At 35.8% G+C, this 14,036-nt stretch carries 15 protein-coding genes, 1 pseudogene and 1 other annotated feature; of the genes and pseudogenes, 4 read left to right on the top strand and 12 right to left on the bottom strand.

The genetic code is table 11. The features are described 5' to 3' along the window. Positions 1-41: 41 nt before the first annotated feature. Positions 42-539 carry an SRPBCC family protein gene (locus BAMA_RS16225; RefSeq protein ID WP_034641143.1) on the bottom strand — a complete coding sequence of 166 codons (498 nt, stop codon included), beginning with the start codon at positions 537-539 and terminating at the stop codon, positions 42-44. A 518-nt stretch (positions 540-1,057) separates the two neighbouring features. Here BAMA_RS16225 and BAMA_RS16220 point away from each other — a divergent pair. The 3 genes from BAMA_RS16220 (at position 1,058) to BAMA_RS16210 (ending at position 2,627) form a co-directional block, all read left to right on the top strand. Continuing rightward, positions 1,058-1,756, top strand: a complete 699-nt coding sequence (locus BAMA_RS16220; RefSeq protein ID WP_034641141.1) for an SDR family oxidoreductase — start codon at positions 1,058-1,060, stop codon at positions 1,754-1,756. Positions 1,757-1,838: 82 nt separating this feature from the next. Next, complete coding sequence (locus BAMA_RS16215) at positions 1,839-2,021, top strand: hypothetical protein (protein WP_034641140.1); 183 nt, start codon at positions 1,839-1,841, stop codon at positions 2,019-2,021. A 291-nt stretch (positions 2,022-2,312) separates the two neighbouring features. After that, a complete protein-coding gene (locus tag BAMA_RS16210; RefSeq protein WP_034641139.1) occupies positions 2,313-2,627 on the top strand; it encodes a DUF3784 domain-containing protein in 315 nt (104 codons plus the stop codon). A gap of 248 nt (positions 2,628-2,875) precedes the next feature. Here the strand turns inward: BAMA_RS16210 and BAMA_RS16205 are convergent, their stop codons facing one another. From BAMA_RS16205 to BAMA_RS16160, 10 genes are all read right to left on the bottom strand, one after another. Continuing rightward, the gene (locus BAMA_RS16205; protein WP_034641138.1) at positions 2,876-3,064 is read right to left on the bottom strand and encodes a hypothetical protein; all 189 of its coding nucleotides are present in this window, start codon (positions 3,062-3,064) and stop codon (positions 2,876-2,878) included. An 82-nt stretch (positions 3,065-3,146) separates the two neighbouring features. Continuing rightward, positions 3,147-4,835, bottom strand: a complete 1,689-nt coding sequence (argS, locus tag BAMA_RS16200; RefSeq protein WP_034641137.1) for an arginine--tRNA ligase — start codon at positions 4,833-4,835, stop codon at positions 3,147-3,149. Positions 4,836-4,881: 46 nt separating this feature from the next. Further along, positions 4,882-5,096: a binding site (T-box leader), on the bottom strand. Positions 5,097-5,459: 363 nt separating this feature from the next. Further along, positions 5,460-6,236 (bottom strand): class I SAM-dependent methyltransferase, encoded by a 777-nt coding sequence (locus BAMA_RS16195; protein ID WP_034641136.1) that lies wholly within the window; start codon positions 6,234-6,236, stop codon positions 5,460-5,462. A gap of 48 nt (positions 6,237-6,284) precedes the next feature. After that, positions 6,285-6,719: a BrxA/BrxB family bacilliredoxin gene (locus BAMA_RS16190; protein WP_034641135.1), complete on the bottom strand. Its 435-nt coding sequence runs from the start codon at positions 6,717-6,719 to the stop codon at positions 6,285-6,287. Between the two features lie 83 nt (positions 6,720-6,802). Further along, entirely contained in the window at positions 6,803-7,186 is a 384-nt protein-coding gene (locus BAMA_RS16185) for a thiol-disulfide oxidoreductase DCC family protein (protein ID WP_034641134.1), read from the bottom strand. A gap of 3 nt (positions 7,187-7,189) precedes the next feature. Next, the gene (locus BAMA_RS16180) at positions 7,190-8,317 is read right to left on the bottom strand and encodes a conserved virulence factor C family protein (RefSeq protein WP_034641133.1); all 1,128 of its coding nucleotides are present in this window, start codon (positions 8,315-8,317) and stop codon (positions 7,190-7,192) included. 62 nt (positions 8,318-8,379) lie between these two features. Further along, a complete protein-coding gene (locus BAMA_RS16175; RefSeq protein WP_034641132.1) occupies positions 8,380-8,718 on the bottom strand; it encodes a single-stranded DNA-binding protein in 339 nt (112 codons plus the stop codon). A gap of 157 nt (positions 8,719-8,875) precedes the next feature. After that, on the bottom strand, positions 8,876-9,607 hold the full coding sequence (locus BAMA_RS16170) for a Bax inhibitor-1/YccA family protein (protein WP_034641131.1): 732 nt from the start codon (positions 9,605-9,607) through the stop codon (positions 8,876-8,878). Between the two features lie 76 nt (positions 9,608-9,683). Then, positions 9,684-11,576, bottom strand: a complete 1,893-nt coding sequence (locus BAMA_RS16165; RefSeq protein WP_034641130.1) for an ABC-F family ATP-binding cassette domain-containing protein — start codon at positions 11,574-11,576, stop codon at positions 9,684-9,686. Further along, a complete protein-coding gene (locus tag BAMA_RS16160) occupies positions 11,573-12,220 on the bottom strand; it encodes an HD domain-containing protein (protein ID WP_034641129.1) in 648 nt (215 codons plus the stop codon). The genes BAMA_RS16165 and BAMA_RS16160 overlap by 4 nt, the downstream gene beginning before the upstream one ends. 86 nt (positions 12,221-12,306) lie before the next feature. On the opposite strand from BAMA_RS16160, the pseudogene BAMA_RS16155 reads away from it, so the two are divergent. Continuing rightward, positions 12,307-12,687, top strand: a pseudogene (locus tag BAMA_RS16155) (hypothetical protein); the annotation flags it as partial. Between the two features lie 367 nt (positions 12,688-13,054). Here the strand turns inward: BAMA_RS16155 and BAMA_RS16150 are convergent. Continuing rightward, entirely contained in the window at positions 13,055-13,885 is an 831-nt protein-coding gene (locus BAMA_RS16150) for a BC_2427 family protein (protein ID WP_034641128.1), read from the bottom strand. Positions 13,886-14,036: the final 151 nt, after the last annotated feature.

Raw genomic sequence — 14,036 nt, 5'->3', positions numbered from 1 at the left:
ATTAAAAAGGACATTCATTTTTTTATGATACGAAACAACATTTAACCTTTATAACTAACTTGTCCTGTTTCAACTAACTCTTTTAGTCCCATGAACATTAAATTCCAACCGTGTTCAGATCCATCGTGATACTCTCCAAGAACTTTTTCGATATCCGCTTCTGTCCAATTTTCTTCATGAGGAACGATAATATGTTGTGAAAATTTCATTTCACAACCTCCTGAAATTTCTTTCATCTCAACTGTAATCGTATCTTCTGATTCACTAAACTGCGGCATTTTAAATGTAAATACTAATTTGTTCGGAAAATCAATCTCAATATATTCTCCTATCGCTCGATAATCTTTACCACCACGATGATCAACAATTTCCCAAGTACCACCTACTTGAGGGGCATTTTTTGTTACTTTATTTGTTCCTTCTAGTGTAAAGAGCCATTTTCTCATCATTTCAGGATTTAGCCATGCATCAAAAACTCTCTCAGGTGCTACATCAAAATTTCTTTTCATAGTTAAAGTCGTTATTGAATAATTGTTCATTGTATTACTCCTTTATGTAATTTAATGTTCTTTCTTTTTTGCTTTTACTAACTCATTTTTCAGCAGATTCAAACGGATTGTATGTTTGACGACAGTATTACACCAAACGGTCTAGCGTTTCTTTTTGTTCTTCTGTTGGAAACATTTCATATTTTTGATTCAATAACACTGTCATCAGCTCCAGTCCAAATTCACATCGTAACAAGGAGAAAATAATCTACCTATAAACAAAGAACACCTGTTCGTTAACTCATTTCTATTATAGTACATAACAAGGAAAACATGCAAAAGATATCCTTTGGCTAACGCCAACCGAAATTCATCCCTTCCCTACTCACTAGGCTTCCCCCTCCTCATTCCTTAATGAGGAAGAGAACTTCTTTCGGAGAATGTTAAACAACTAAACCTACAAAACTCATACTAAATATGTAGAACACTCTCACTCTTATATAGCAAGCTTTCCCCAAAGAAATCATATACAATAAAAGTAAATATATGTATCAAAAGGAGCGATAATCTTGACTAAGCAAAAACTTGTTGTCATTACTGGCGTCACACAAGGTTTAGGACGTGCGTTAGTTAATCGTTTTGCTGAATTAGACTGGATGATTGTGGGATGCGGTCGTTCAGCAGAGAAAATAAAACACCTCCAAAGCGAGTTTCATAATAAACATGATTTTCAAGTTGTAGATGTTTCCGATGCACAAGCAGTTCATAGTTGGAGCAATTATATTCTTAAGCAATACGGTGCACCGAATCTACTCATTAATAACGCCTCTACCATTAATAAAAACGCTCCTCTTTGGGAGATTTCTGCAACAGAATTTGAAAATGTCATGAATATCAACGTGAACGGTTCCGTCAATGTAATACGCACTTACGTACCAGCGATGATTGAAAAGAAACGTGGAACAATTATTAACATTAGCTCCAGCTGGGGACGTGCTGGCGAAGCAGAATTGGCACCGTACTGCGCTTCTAAGTTTGCAGTAGAAGGATTAACCCAGTCATTAGCACTAGAATTGCCAGAAGAATTAACAGTTGTTTCGTTAGATCCCGGCGGTGGTATCAACACACCCATGCTTCATGCATGTGCACCAGAGTATATAGCTAGTTCACCAACTGCTGAAGATTGGTCACATGTAGCTATCCAATATATTCTTTCTATTACACGAAAAGATCATGGGAAGGCATTAACTTGTCCTGAAGTTTTATAGGACTTACAGAACAATAACTTGGTACTCTGCATATTTTACGATAAAATGATACTGTGTTTGTCGGACAAGGAGGATTAAGTTATTGAAAAGAAATGCTGAACTCATTAAATTAGCACTTTTAATTATCATTATTTTTGGAGGAACGTTTGCGATAAGTTATTGGAAAACTGGTGAAATTTTATTAGATCAAATTATCGGTATTTCAATTGGTGTTATCCTTTTAGTTGTTGCTTTAATATGGAGACAATTCAATAAAAGCTCATAAAAAAAAGCGATAAAAACTTCCTATCATTAGAAGTTTTTATCGCTTTTATCATTTGTTATCAACTACTATCCTAACTTAGATACATAAAGTAAATAAAGACTAGACATAGAAACTCATTGTTAGTAGTCTTTACCTGATTAATTCATTCTAATTTTTTATACTGATGTTCTACTCACAAATTTATATCCTATGCTATCTTCTATTGAAGTTATCATTGACGAGAAGGATTTCACAAATTTGAATCGAAGAGTTTAATTAATACATATTGATATACTTTACAGAGGTGTTACCATGAGATTAAGTATTGGCATTTTTTTATTTACTGTTTTAGGTGTCTTTTTATTAAATGGAAAAGGAACGTTTCTTATTGCAGGGTTTAACACATTACCTAAAGAAGAAAAAACAAAATATGATAAGCTGGCACTGAGTAGATTTTATGGGAAAACATTTTTAGCCTTGTCAGGAAGCATGGTATTTTGGTTATTAAGCGACATATTACAAAACAATTTACTATTCATTATTGGTTTCATTTTATTTGCAAGTATTATTATATTTAGCTTAGTATATTCTAAATTTGGAGATAGTTTTAAAAAAGAAGAGAGCTAATTGTCTCCCTATCAAATAGACAGAAAGAAAAGGGATTTATGTCCCGGACTTTTCTAAAAAGTTATCTCCTATGTTATTTACAAATAGCAGATTGGAAATATTCGATATTTATTTACATTGATACAACTTAAAAATCAGGGTATTCCTAATAATTAAATTAATAAAGAAAAAACTTGTATCATTCACCCTATCGCTTTTCTCCAAAAATAAAAGAACTTCATTTTAGAAGTTCCTCTATCCATCACTATTCATGTAGACTGCACTTTCTTTAAGGCAATCCCATTCGCTATTACTCCTATGAAACCTGTAATTGCAAAGATGTAAGCAACAATTAAAGACATTTCAGGAAGCATATCTGTTACAATTCGATATGTTCCAAGACTACATAACGAGAAACTACCAATAAGAGCAATGATAAATTTTGTCTTTATGTTCATTTTCACACCTCCACATCCCCTTACAAGAAAATATTACCATATATTAATTGACAAGTGAATGGTGATGTCTCTTACAGACTCCTTACATCTCCTCAGGCGCTTCCACTCCAAGTAAACGTAATCCTTCTTGCAATACAATCATCACTGCATATACAAGTGCTAGGCGACTTTCTTTTTTTTCATTATCTTCTAGAATACGAACGTTACCATAATATTTATTAAATGCTTGTGCGACATCGAGTAAATATTTTGCGATCTGAGATGGTTCATATTTTGCGAATGCTGTTTCAATGACAGCCGGGAAGCGTTCTAATAATTTTACAACCGCCCATCCGATGTTATCTGTCACTTGTACTGTTTCAATTTCTAATTCTTCTTCACTTTTCTTCAGCAAAGAACAAGTACGAGCATATGTGTATTGTACATATGGTCCTGTTTCCCCTTCAAATTTGAGCATATTTTCTAGTGAAAACTCAATGTTATGCATACGTTCATTTTTCAAATCATGGAAAATAATTGCACCAACACCAACTTTTCGTGCGACTTCATCTTTTTGTTTTAACTCTGGATTTTTCTGTTCAATATTTCGTTTTGCAAGTGCAATCGCTTCTTCCAACACTTCCTCAAGAAGAACAACTTTCCCTTTACGAGTCGACATTTTTTTACCGTCTTTCAAAATGAGTCCGAACGGAATGTGAGCCATTCCATCTACCCAATCGAAACCTAATTTCTTTAATACGGTGAAAAATTGCGTGAAATGTAAACTTTGCTCTTCTCCAACGACGTAGAACGCCTTATCAAATTCATACGTATTCTGGCGATATAATGCCGCTGTTAAATCACGTGTCGCATATAACGTTGCACCGTCTGATTTTTTAATTAAACAAGGTGGCATGCCTTCCTCTTCTAAATTAACAACTTGTGCACCATCTGATTCCTCTAACAAATCATTTTCTTCTAAAATTGAAACGAAGTCTTCCATTTTATCATTATAAAATGCCTCGCCTTGAAAATTTGAAAACTGTACCCCAAGCAAATCATAAATGCGTGAAAACTCTTTTAACGATTCGTTGCGGAACCAGTTCCATAAATGAACCGCTTCTTCTTCACCATCTTCTAACTGCTTAAACGCTGCGCGCCCTTCTTCTTCTAGTTCTGGATAATCTATTACTTCCTCATGGAAACGAACGTACAGTTTAAATAACTCACGAATTGGATCTTCTTTTACAAGTTCTTCATTTCCCCATTTCTTATAGGCAGTAATAAGTTTCCCAAACTGAGTACCCCAGTCACCAATATAGTTAATACCAACCACTTCATAACCACACTTTTCAGCAATATGCTTTAATGCATTCCCAATCATCGTTGAACGTAAATGTCCCATTGAAAATGGTTTTGCAATATTTGGAGAAGAATAATCGATTACAACTGTTTTTTCTCGGCCAAAATAAAGCTGTCCATATTTGTCTTTCTCACTTAAAACTTTTTGCAGTACTCCTTGACTAAATTGCTGGCGACTAAAAAATACATTTACATAAGGACCTACTGCCTCTATTTTTGTAAATAACGGATGTGATAATTTAGCTGCTAATTCTTCAGCAATTACAGCAGGTGCTTTTTTATATTGTTTTGCAAGTGTAAAGCATGGAAATGCGGCGTCACCAAACTCATCTTGTTTTGGCGTTTCAATAAGCGTATGAATTTGTTCAATTAATAAATCACCGTTTAATACTTCACCTATATGATGAGTAAACTCCATTTTATAGTTCATTTCTACTCCTCCTTTTCTTCAATAAAAAAACTCGCCTCTTTTTTTAAAAAGAGACGAGTTTAAGCCCGTGGTACCACCCTTGTTGTTCATTACGAACCACTTTCCCGTTTTTAACGAGGTGAGGGATCCCCGGCTTACTCTACTAACCGTTCAAGAAGCATCTCCGAAGTGCGCTTCATTATTTTCTCTGCACTAGGCTTCCACCACCCCTAGCTCGCTATCGCTTCTGAAAATAACTACTCTCTTCATCTCAGATTTTTGATTTAGTTTAAAATTCCAGCAACTAACTCAGTCGCATACTTTGTATCTAACTTCAGGAAAAATCACTAACCATCAAATTAACTTTCTGTTTCCAAACCTCTAAATTGTGACCACGCATATTAGTAAGAAAACCACTTCTCTACATACTTTTGTTTTCATTTCGTACGAGGCCAAAAAGGGCACTGACCGTTACTATCCACGGATGGGTGCTCTCTTCCTTACTCAAAAAAAGAAAGGTTTTATTTATCCCGCATTAACAGCCAGTAAAAGCCCAATTGGTTCACCTAACAATCAGCGGGGGATAGAGCCCCCACTGATTGAAGTTTCACTTTATTACCGTTAATTATACATATAATCTGATAATTAGCAAGTTTCAATTATTCCGAAATGAAATTTTGCACTTTTTCTTTTATACACAAAGAAATTATGCTTTTCAAAACGGCTACTCCGGAAATGATCTTTTAATACAACACGTTGTTTTGCTACTCGCTTTGCTTCTTCAATCGTTTCGTCCGTAATATCATTATATAGTGCAAAATATTTTAAACCACGGATACCATCTGACTCTAATACTGTTTCTTCAAACATTGGATCTAAATATACAACGTCGTAACTGCTATCCTCGCACTGCTTTAGAAATGTTAAATGCTCTGTATACTTTACTGTAATACACTTCATTGCTTCGTTCATTTCCAAAGTGCCTGCATCCCACTGCTTTAAGCCCTTTTCCATAATATAAGCCATGTAACGATTACCTTCTAACCCTGTAACTTTTCCGCTATTACCAACTGCGTAACTTGCAACGATGCTATCAGATGCCATGCCAAGCGTACAATCTAGCATTTTCATGCCTTCCTTAAGCTGCGCTGCTTGTAAAAATGGATCATGTTCCCCGCGCATGAGCCTTTTCACACGGAACATCGCGGAGTTTGGATGAAAGAAAAATGATTCTTCTGTTCCGTTTGGATAAATAGCTAAGCGGTTTTTTCCCGCGACAAGTACGTCCTCGTTATATGTATTATGTAATTCATAAATAGGCACTTCATTCCTTACAACGAACTTACTTTCTAAATCGGCAGCTACTTCTTTTGCATATGCGGTCATTTCTTCACTTGTACGTCCCGCTGTTGTTACAATCATACTGTCACCTCATTATATACAAAAAAAGGGAGAAAACTCTCTCCCTTTTTAGCAATGCTTTTCAAAAGCTTCTTCTAAATTGTTAATAATTGCTTCCATTGTTGCCCCTTCAATTTCATGACGGTGAATGAAGTGAACAACTTCTTTTCCTTTTAGTAAAGCCATTGATGGTGAAGATGGTGGAATCTCATCAAAGTAAGAACGCATCATTGCAGTTGCTTCTTTATCTTGACCAGCAAATACTGTTACAAGGTTGTTTGGTTGCTTTTCAGAACGAACAACCGCTTGGCCAGCTGATGGACGTGCTAAACCTGCAGCACAACCGCAAACAGAGTTCACAACTACCAATGTTGTTCCTTCTACATTTTCCATAAACTCTTGTACACCTTCTGCTGTTGTTAGTTCATCAAATCCAGCGCGTACTAATTCTTGACGCATTGGCATTACCATTTGACGCATATATTCTTCGTATGCATTTGACATGTTAAATCTCTCCTTCAACTTTCATTCCTGCTTCATCATATCACGCTCTAATAATTGACGCAAAAGAAACATTGGTACTTTTTTCATTTTTTCTGCGGCAATTCACAAACACCGTCTTTACAATGTCCAGTCGGCACGATTTTTCTATTTTTAGCAATGTAATCATATAATCTATGCCCAAACCCTAGTACAATTGAAAGTTTAATAAACGGAACTATTCCCCAATAAGATGGGATTGCTTTCGCAAGAACATATACACTTTTAATCCCTTTATAAGAACGACCATCTTTATATATATAAAGGTGCTGCTCCATTTTCTTTTGCTTCTCCTCAGAAAGTTCGTACTCCTTGATAATTTTCGGATCACGAAAAGAAAGAAATTTTATCTTTCCCTTTTTATCTAATCCTTTCGTACGCTCTGCCACTGCTGTACACATCGGGCACCAACTATCATAAAAGACAATCATCTTTTATTCTCCTTTGCGATACTCCGTCATTTGCTTCCAAACAGAGCCTTTCGCTTCTTCTCCACCTTCAATACGTTCAAGCGCTAAACGTGCTTGCATCGCCACTTCAAATTCAGGGTCTTCTTCTGCAACTCGAAGTGCAGGAACTGCACTTTCGTCACCTACTTCAAATAAGAACATTGCTGCACGCCAGCGCACAAGTTTGCTTGGATCTTTTAATGATTTAATCATTACAAACATCGCTTCTGGTTCACCAACATCCGATAAACAGTCACCTGCTGTACGGCGCACACTAACAGAACGATCCAGCATCGCTTTATATAAACCAGGAAGTACCGCTTTTCCACCAATCATTCCTAAGTATGCTGTCACTAAGCGACGAATTGAAACCTTTTCATCTTCTAACGCTTTCTCTAGTACAGGGATATCTTCTTCTTTCGGATCCATCTGATCAAGCGCCGCATAACGTTTCGTCCAGTCTGGATCATTTATCATCTCCATCGTTACTTCATATGGCTCACGCTTTGTAATTGTTACTTCCTCTGCACCTGCTTGCTGAAGTAACTCTTGTACAGTTGTCGACACACGCTCTTCTGGATATGCTGCAACGATCTCATCTACTACTTCTTTACCGATTTCTTCAAACTCACCATAACGTGTACTTTGCTCTACCCATTTGCGTTCTTTCACAACGTTTGGTGCTGACATTTGCACTTTCATAATTGCTTCTTTAAAGCGGTCTGGTAAACCAACACGTTCTTCTGTTGTACCATCCGTTAATTTGACTTGCATCGGGATTGTAAAGAACATTTGAACAAACACTTTTACTTCACCAAAAGATGCATTTTGTTCTTGTTCACCATCTTTAACAACTTCTTCACCAAATACAGCACGCACTTGCTGTAAAATATTTTTCCAGTCATATTTTGCATTACGCTCTACCGCTAAAAAGTCGGCAACGTGATACACACCTTTTACTCCTTCAATTTGAACGATTTGCTGCACCTTTTTTGGAGCTTGTTCCATATTTTCACGCGTATAATTTGTACGTGCTCCTGCTGGTAATACTTCATTTAAAATCACCTTCATCGTATTTGGACTCGGTGTCGGTTCAATACCTTTAATCTTCACAAAAATGTCTCTCCTTTATTGCTGTTGTTACCTGTATTGTAACATGCCTAGGCATTATACTCCTACTTTGGTGCTTCTTCTTTTTTCCTCTCCAAAAACGTAATTCTCTCAATGACAACTTCCGTCTTATAAACTCTTTTTCCCATCTCATTATCATAGTGACTCGTATGAATATGTCCTGTCACTCCAACAAGCGACCCCTTTTTACAGTACAACGTTACATTTTCTGCAGATTTCCGCCAAATGATGCAATGAATAAAATCAGCTTGTTGCTCTCCTAAACTATTTCGAAACCCTCTATTTACCGCCACACATAAACGAGCATATGCAATACCTTGTTTCGTATAGTACAGTTCTGGATCTTTCGTTAATCTACCAATTAGGACAACACGATTCATCATTAACCATCACCTCTTATTTTTTCTTCATTGTAGAAAAAGATAAGAAATTCGTAAAATATGTAAATTCGAATAATTACCAGATTAAAAGTCTACTTTTTTCTTAAAAATATCCAAAAAGAAATCCTGCATGTTGCAAACATGCAGGATTTTTTAATCATCAATCACTTCTCGTGAAATAAGATACAAAGCGTAAAATTTCTAAGTATAACCAAACTAACGTCATCATTAAAGCTAAAGCACCGTACCACTCCATATATTTTGGAGCACCGCTACGTGCACCACCATCAATGAAATCAAAGTCTAATAGTAAGTTTAGTGATGCTACAACAATAATAACTGCACTTACAATAATACCAATTGTACCACCTTGATGTAAAAACGGTACCGCTACACCAAATAGTTGTAAAATAAAAACAGTGATGTACATGATGAAAATGCCAAACGTTGCTGCCATTACACCTGTACGGAATTTATCTGTTACCTTTACAAGGCGCGTTGCATATAAAACTAACATTGCTAGCAAAATAGAAATCGTTAATAATACCGCATGTAATACGATAAAATCTCCAAAACGCATCGTATATATAGCCGAAATACTACCTAATACAATTCCTTTTACCGCTGCATAAATCGGCGCTGTAAAAGGAGCAATACGTGGTACAAATGCAGAAGCAAACGCAAGAATTAATGCAACAATTGCCGCACCAATTAAAACGGAAGATTGCATTTTACCGTCAATCATTTGCATAAAAGCATACACTGCTGTTCCTAATAACAAAATCAGCATAATAAATGTTTTACCAACTGTACCTCCAACTGTCATTCCGGAAGTACCGACGCCTGCTTTTTGGAACGTCTCTTTTTTCATCATTGGATTAGATGTTCTCATCTTTTCCCTCCTAAAAGTACTTGTCACTCTTAGTGTAAAGCGTTTTTCTTTACATTTCAACATATGCAGCTTGTTTTTACTTTAAACCTTCAACAATATCAGATAGTTCACTCCATCTTTCCATCGTTTTTTCCAACTCTTCTTCCGTTTGCTGCTGCTCTTCAGACAGTTGTTGTGCTTTCGTATAGTCCGCACCTACTTTTTCTAATTGTACTGCCAATTCTTCAATTTTCTCTTCTAACTGTGCAATTATATCTTCAATCGTTTCCCATTCACGTTGCTCATTATAAGAAAGTTTTCGTTTTCTATTTTGTTTCGGCGCCTCTTCTATTTTCTTTTCTTTTTTCACTTCCGCTTTTTCAAGTAAAGCTTCTGTCTTTTGGAGCTCTAAATAATCACTATAACTTCCTAAGTATGTGCGCACCTCACCGTTTCCAGCAAACACAAATAATTCATCAATAACTTTATCTAAGAAGTAACGATCATGCGATACGGTAATGACAACACCAGGAAACTCTTCTAAATAATCTTCAAGTACCGTTAATGTTTGTGTATCTAAATCGTTTGTTGGCTCATCTAATAGAAGAACATTTGGTTCTCCCATTAAAATGCGTAGTAAATATAGACGACGTCTTTCTCCACCTGATAACTTTCCAAGCGGCGTACCATGTGAATGCGGAGGGAATAAAAATCGCTCTAACATTTGCGATGCCCCAATTACTTTCCCATCTGTCGTATGAATGACTTCTGCAACTTCTTTTATATACTCAATCATACGTTGGTTTAAATTCATTTCTTCATTTTCCTGTGTATAATACGCAATTTTCACCGTTTGACCAACTTCAATTTCACCGCTATCTGGTGTGATTTTTTGCGCTAACATATTTAATAAAGAAGACTTACCGCTACCATTTGCACCAATAATACCAATACGGTCGCCAGGATTTACGATATGATTAAAGTTCTGTAATACTATTTTCTCACCAAATGATTTTGTTACATCTTTTAATTCCAATACTTTTTTCCCTAAACGGCTACCACTAAGAGCGATATCAACAGACTGTTTTGCAGCTGGCCCTTCTTGACTTTTCAGTTCTTCAAAACGCTGAATACGTGCTTTTTGTTTTGTAGAACGAGCTTTTGCACCGCGGCGAATCCATGCAAGTTCACGGCGATATAAGTTTTGACGTTTTGCTTCTTGCGCCATTTCTTGTTCTTCACGAAGTGCTTTCGCTTCTAAAAAGGCACCGTAATTTCCTTCATAAGTGTATAAATTACCGTTATTTAGTTCAAAAATACCATTTGTTACACGATCTAAAAAGTAGCGATCATGTGTAACAAGTAACACAGAGCCTGTATAACGTGCTAAATATTCCTCTAACCACTCAACTGTTTCATGGTCTAAATGGTTCGTTGGCTCATCTAAAATTAATAAATCTGGCGTTTGAATGAAGCACTGCGCCATCGCAATACGTTTCTTTTGTCCACCTGATAAGTTTCCAACTGTTTGTGAGAAATCCGTAATACCTAGCTTTGTAAGCAATGCTTTTGCACTTGCATTTGCTTCCCATGCGTTCATCGCATCCATACGCTGCTGAACGACAAATAACTGCTCCTGCACCTTTTCATTCGTTGGATCTTTCTCTAAATTGAGTAAGGCCTGTTCATATTCACGAAGAAGACGAATTAGCGGTGTATCACCATGGAATACTTGCTCTAATACCGTCAAATTCTCTTTAAACTCTGGTCTTTGTGATAAATAACTAATTGTATAACCTCGCGTATGTGTCATATCTCCTGTGTCTGGAATTTCCACACCTGCAATAATTTTTAATAACGTTGATTTCCCTGTACCGTTTACACCGATAATCCCAATGCGTTGCCCTTCGCCGATACTAAAAGATAATCCATTAAATAACGGTTTATCCCCATATGATTTTGATACGTTTTCGACTGTTAACATTTTCATACGTTTGCATTCCACTCTTTCATAAATTGTTCAATAAACTCTTCCATATAACGATGACGAATTTCTGCCTCTGCTTTACCCGCTTCTGTATTCATTAAATCTTTTAACTTCAGTAATTTCTCGTAAAAATGATTTAATGACGGATCATTACTTTTTCGGTACTCTTCCTTTGTCATTTCTTGACGCGGCGGAACTTTAGGGTCATACATTAAGCGTCCTTTTGCACCACCATACGCAAATGTTCTCGCAATTCCAATTGCCCCAAGCGCATCAAGACGATCTGCATCTTGTACAATTTTCCCTTCTAGCGTTTCAACTTTTCCACCGTGTCCACCTTTATACGACATGTTCGCAATAATATGTAAGATATGGTCCATATCAGATTGCTCTACCTCTAGCTTCTCAAGCCAATCTGTAACCTTTTTCATACCAGCTTCTTCACTCTCATTTAGCTTTTCATCCGCTACATCATGAAGCAAAGCTGCCATTTCAATAATAAAACGCTTGCCCCGCTCTTTTTCATTCAAAGCAACTGCTAATTTATGTACACGCTCTATATGATACCAGTCATGTCCACTTGCATCGTTCTGTAATATGTTTTTCACAAAAAGAATCGTTTCTTGAATTTTCCCGTTTGTTTTCATTTATCTTCACCCAATTTCTTATTGTACCATGGTACCATTTTTTCATCACATATTTTCTCGTCCGCCCATATGCTATTGTTGTATGAACTGTCACGAAGGAGGAAGTAAATATGTTCCATCATAATCCATATACGTATACGCCAAATCAACCACAACCTTATCCGCAGCAACAAACATATGAATCCCAACACGATCCACGCGTTTCACCACCTGGTCCAACAACACCAGTCGAACCTACGGCACAGCAAATCCAGCAAGTAGTCGGCACACAATTCTTAAACTTAAAAAAGCCAGTATTAGACTTTGTAAAACCATGGGTTGATTATGGAATGAAAGAATCGAAATATACATCTGTCGAGCACGCAATGACCGAGGTTGCAGCTATTATGTTTTTAGTTGGAAAAGGCTATAATCCTACGATTGCTCATTATATTGTAGAATCTTGGGAGAAAGATGAACAGTTTTGAGGGTGCTCATTTCATAAAACAGTGAATGACCCCTCCTTAACACTCTTTCAAGTTGTTTGAAGAAGAGGACTTCTTTCGGAAGATGTTAAAACTATGAAAGTGTCATAAATGCCTGTTAAACAAGCGTTTATGACACTTTTCATTTGTTATATTATATTTTTTGTAAAAATACATTTCATATTTTTTTCACTGATTGTTATATCATTTGTGAGCAAAATATGAACAAATAACAGTATTTTTATTAAACAATGTTAATTAAATTTCACTTTAAAAATTGTTAATTAAATATAAATCACCACAATAAGCCTTTTATTACAATCATATATTATCGTTCTCATTTACGAACCTGCGTAAAGTCTAATATGAATTATAGAATTTTCACTCGTACTTCCTGCTCCTGTAATACTTGAATGATTAATTCTAATACAATACTTTGCACTAACTGGTACACATTATCATGAGATGTACTTTGTTCTATAATATATTCAATACACTGAAAGATATAGCCTTCTACAAATAAGATTCCTTTTTCAACTGTAATCGGATCCTGTCCCGTCTTTATTATTTTTGGTAATAAAATTTTACTTTTTGTCAAAATAATTTCCTGTGACACCTCTTTTATTCTTCTGACTTTTTCTTTAAATACCACCATTTCTCGTAAATTAATTTCAGTTTTATACCTCCCTATTTCTATTGGTAATTTCGCTGTTATATAATTATTTAATTCTCCTTCTCTTTCCTTCTCTAATATCGCACTGTGGATAGGAACCCACGAAGATGTCTCTATCCTATTCTCTTTAATATCACCTTTTTCTTTTTGACTAGGAAATTCTAAAAGCACTCTTTTTTCATAAAGATTTGAAGAAACTAAATTACAATAAGCCCCTCCATGATAATGATGTACTGTAGTTAATAGCTTTGCATCTAATTCACGACACTCTGTATTTTTTTCAGTATGAAATACAAATACTTCTTGATTCTTCCCACTTATATTAGGAAAGTTTAAAAAACTAGACACTTCCGAAATAATAGAAAATGGGGTTTTCACTACCATTGAACGTACTGAAGTTTCTATTTCTAATTCAGAAACTAAATTATCTTTTGCTTTTCTTTTTTCGCATGGATCATCGTGAATATTCGGCTTTTTCCCCTTGTAAATTTCGTTCCATATTCCCTTACCAACCCATGGCTTATTCATCACCATCTACCCCCATCTGATGAAATTCATAAAAATATTTTTTGTACACGACCATTTTCATCATTATATATGTTTTATAATAATAAAAAAGACATTGTCTTTTTAATAAAGACAATGTCCCATACTGTTGAAAAACAATCTAGTCAATAGA

This window comes from Bacillus manliponensis (assembly GCF_000712595.1).
Lineage (GTDB): Bacteria > Bacillota > Bacilli > Bacillales > Bacillaceae_G > Bacillus_A > Bacillus_A manliponensis.
The sequence above is the reverse complement of the archived record's forward strand: the minus strand, read 5'-3'. Positions and strand labels throughout refer to the sequence as shown.

Bases quoted from the DNA above. Each gene is read 5' to 3' on its own strand.
- BAMA_RS16225 (WP_034641143.1), bottom strand. From the start codon at position 539: ATGAACAATTATTCAATAACGACTTTAACTATGAAAAGAAATTTTGAT.
- BAMA_RS16210 (WP_034641139.1), top strand. From the start codon at position 2,313: ATGAGATTAAGTATTGGCATTTTTTTATTTACTGTTTTAGGTGTCTTT.
- BAMA_RS16205 (WP_034641138.1), bottom strand. From the start codon at position 3,064: ATGAACATAAAGACAAAATTTATCATTGCTCTTATTGGTAGTTTCTCG.
- argS (WP_034641137.1), bottom strand. From the start codon at position 4,835: ATGAACTATAAAATGGAGTTTACTCATCATATAGGTGAAGTATTAAAC.
- BAMA_RS16195 (WP_034641136.1), bottom strand. From the start codon at position 6,236: ATGATTGTAACAACAGCGGGACGTACAAGTGAAGAAATGACCGCATAT.
- BAMA_RS16190 (WP_034641135.1), bottom strand. From the start codon at position 6,719: ATGTCAAATGCATACGAAGAATATATGCGTCAAATGGTAATGCCAATG.
- BAMA_RS16185 (WP_034641134.1), bottom strand. From the start codon at position 7,186: ATGATTGTCTTTTATGATAGTTGGTGCCCGATGTGTACAGCAGTGGCA.
- BAMA_RS16175 (WP_034641132.1), bottom strand. From the start codon at position 8,718: ATGATGAATCGTGTTGTCCTAATTGGTAGATTAACGAAAGATCCAGAA.
- BAMA_RS16170 (WP_034641131.1), bottom strand. From the start codon at position 9,607: ATGAGAACATCTAATCCAATGATGAAAAAAGAGACGTTCCAAAAAGCA.
- BAMA_RS16165 (WP_034641130.1), bottom strand. From the start codon at position 11,576: ATGAAAATGTTAACAGTCGAAAACGTATCAAAATCATATGGGGATAAA.
- BAMA_RS16160 (WP_034641129.1), bottom strand. From the start codon at position 12,220: ATGAAAACAAACGGGAAAATTCAAGAAACGATTCTTTTTGTGAAAAAC.
- BAMA_RS16150 (WP_034641128.1), bottom strand. From the start codon at position 13,885: ATGAATAAGCCATGGGTTGGTAAGGGAATATGGAACGAAATTTACAAG.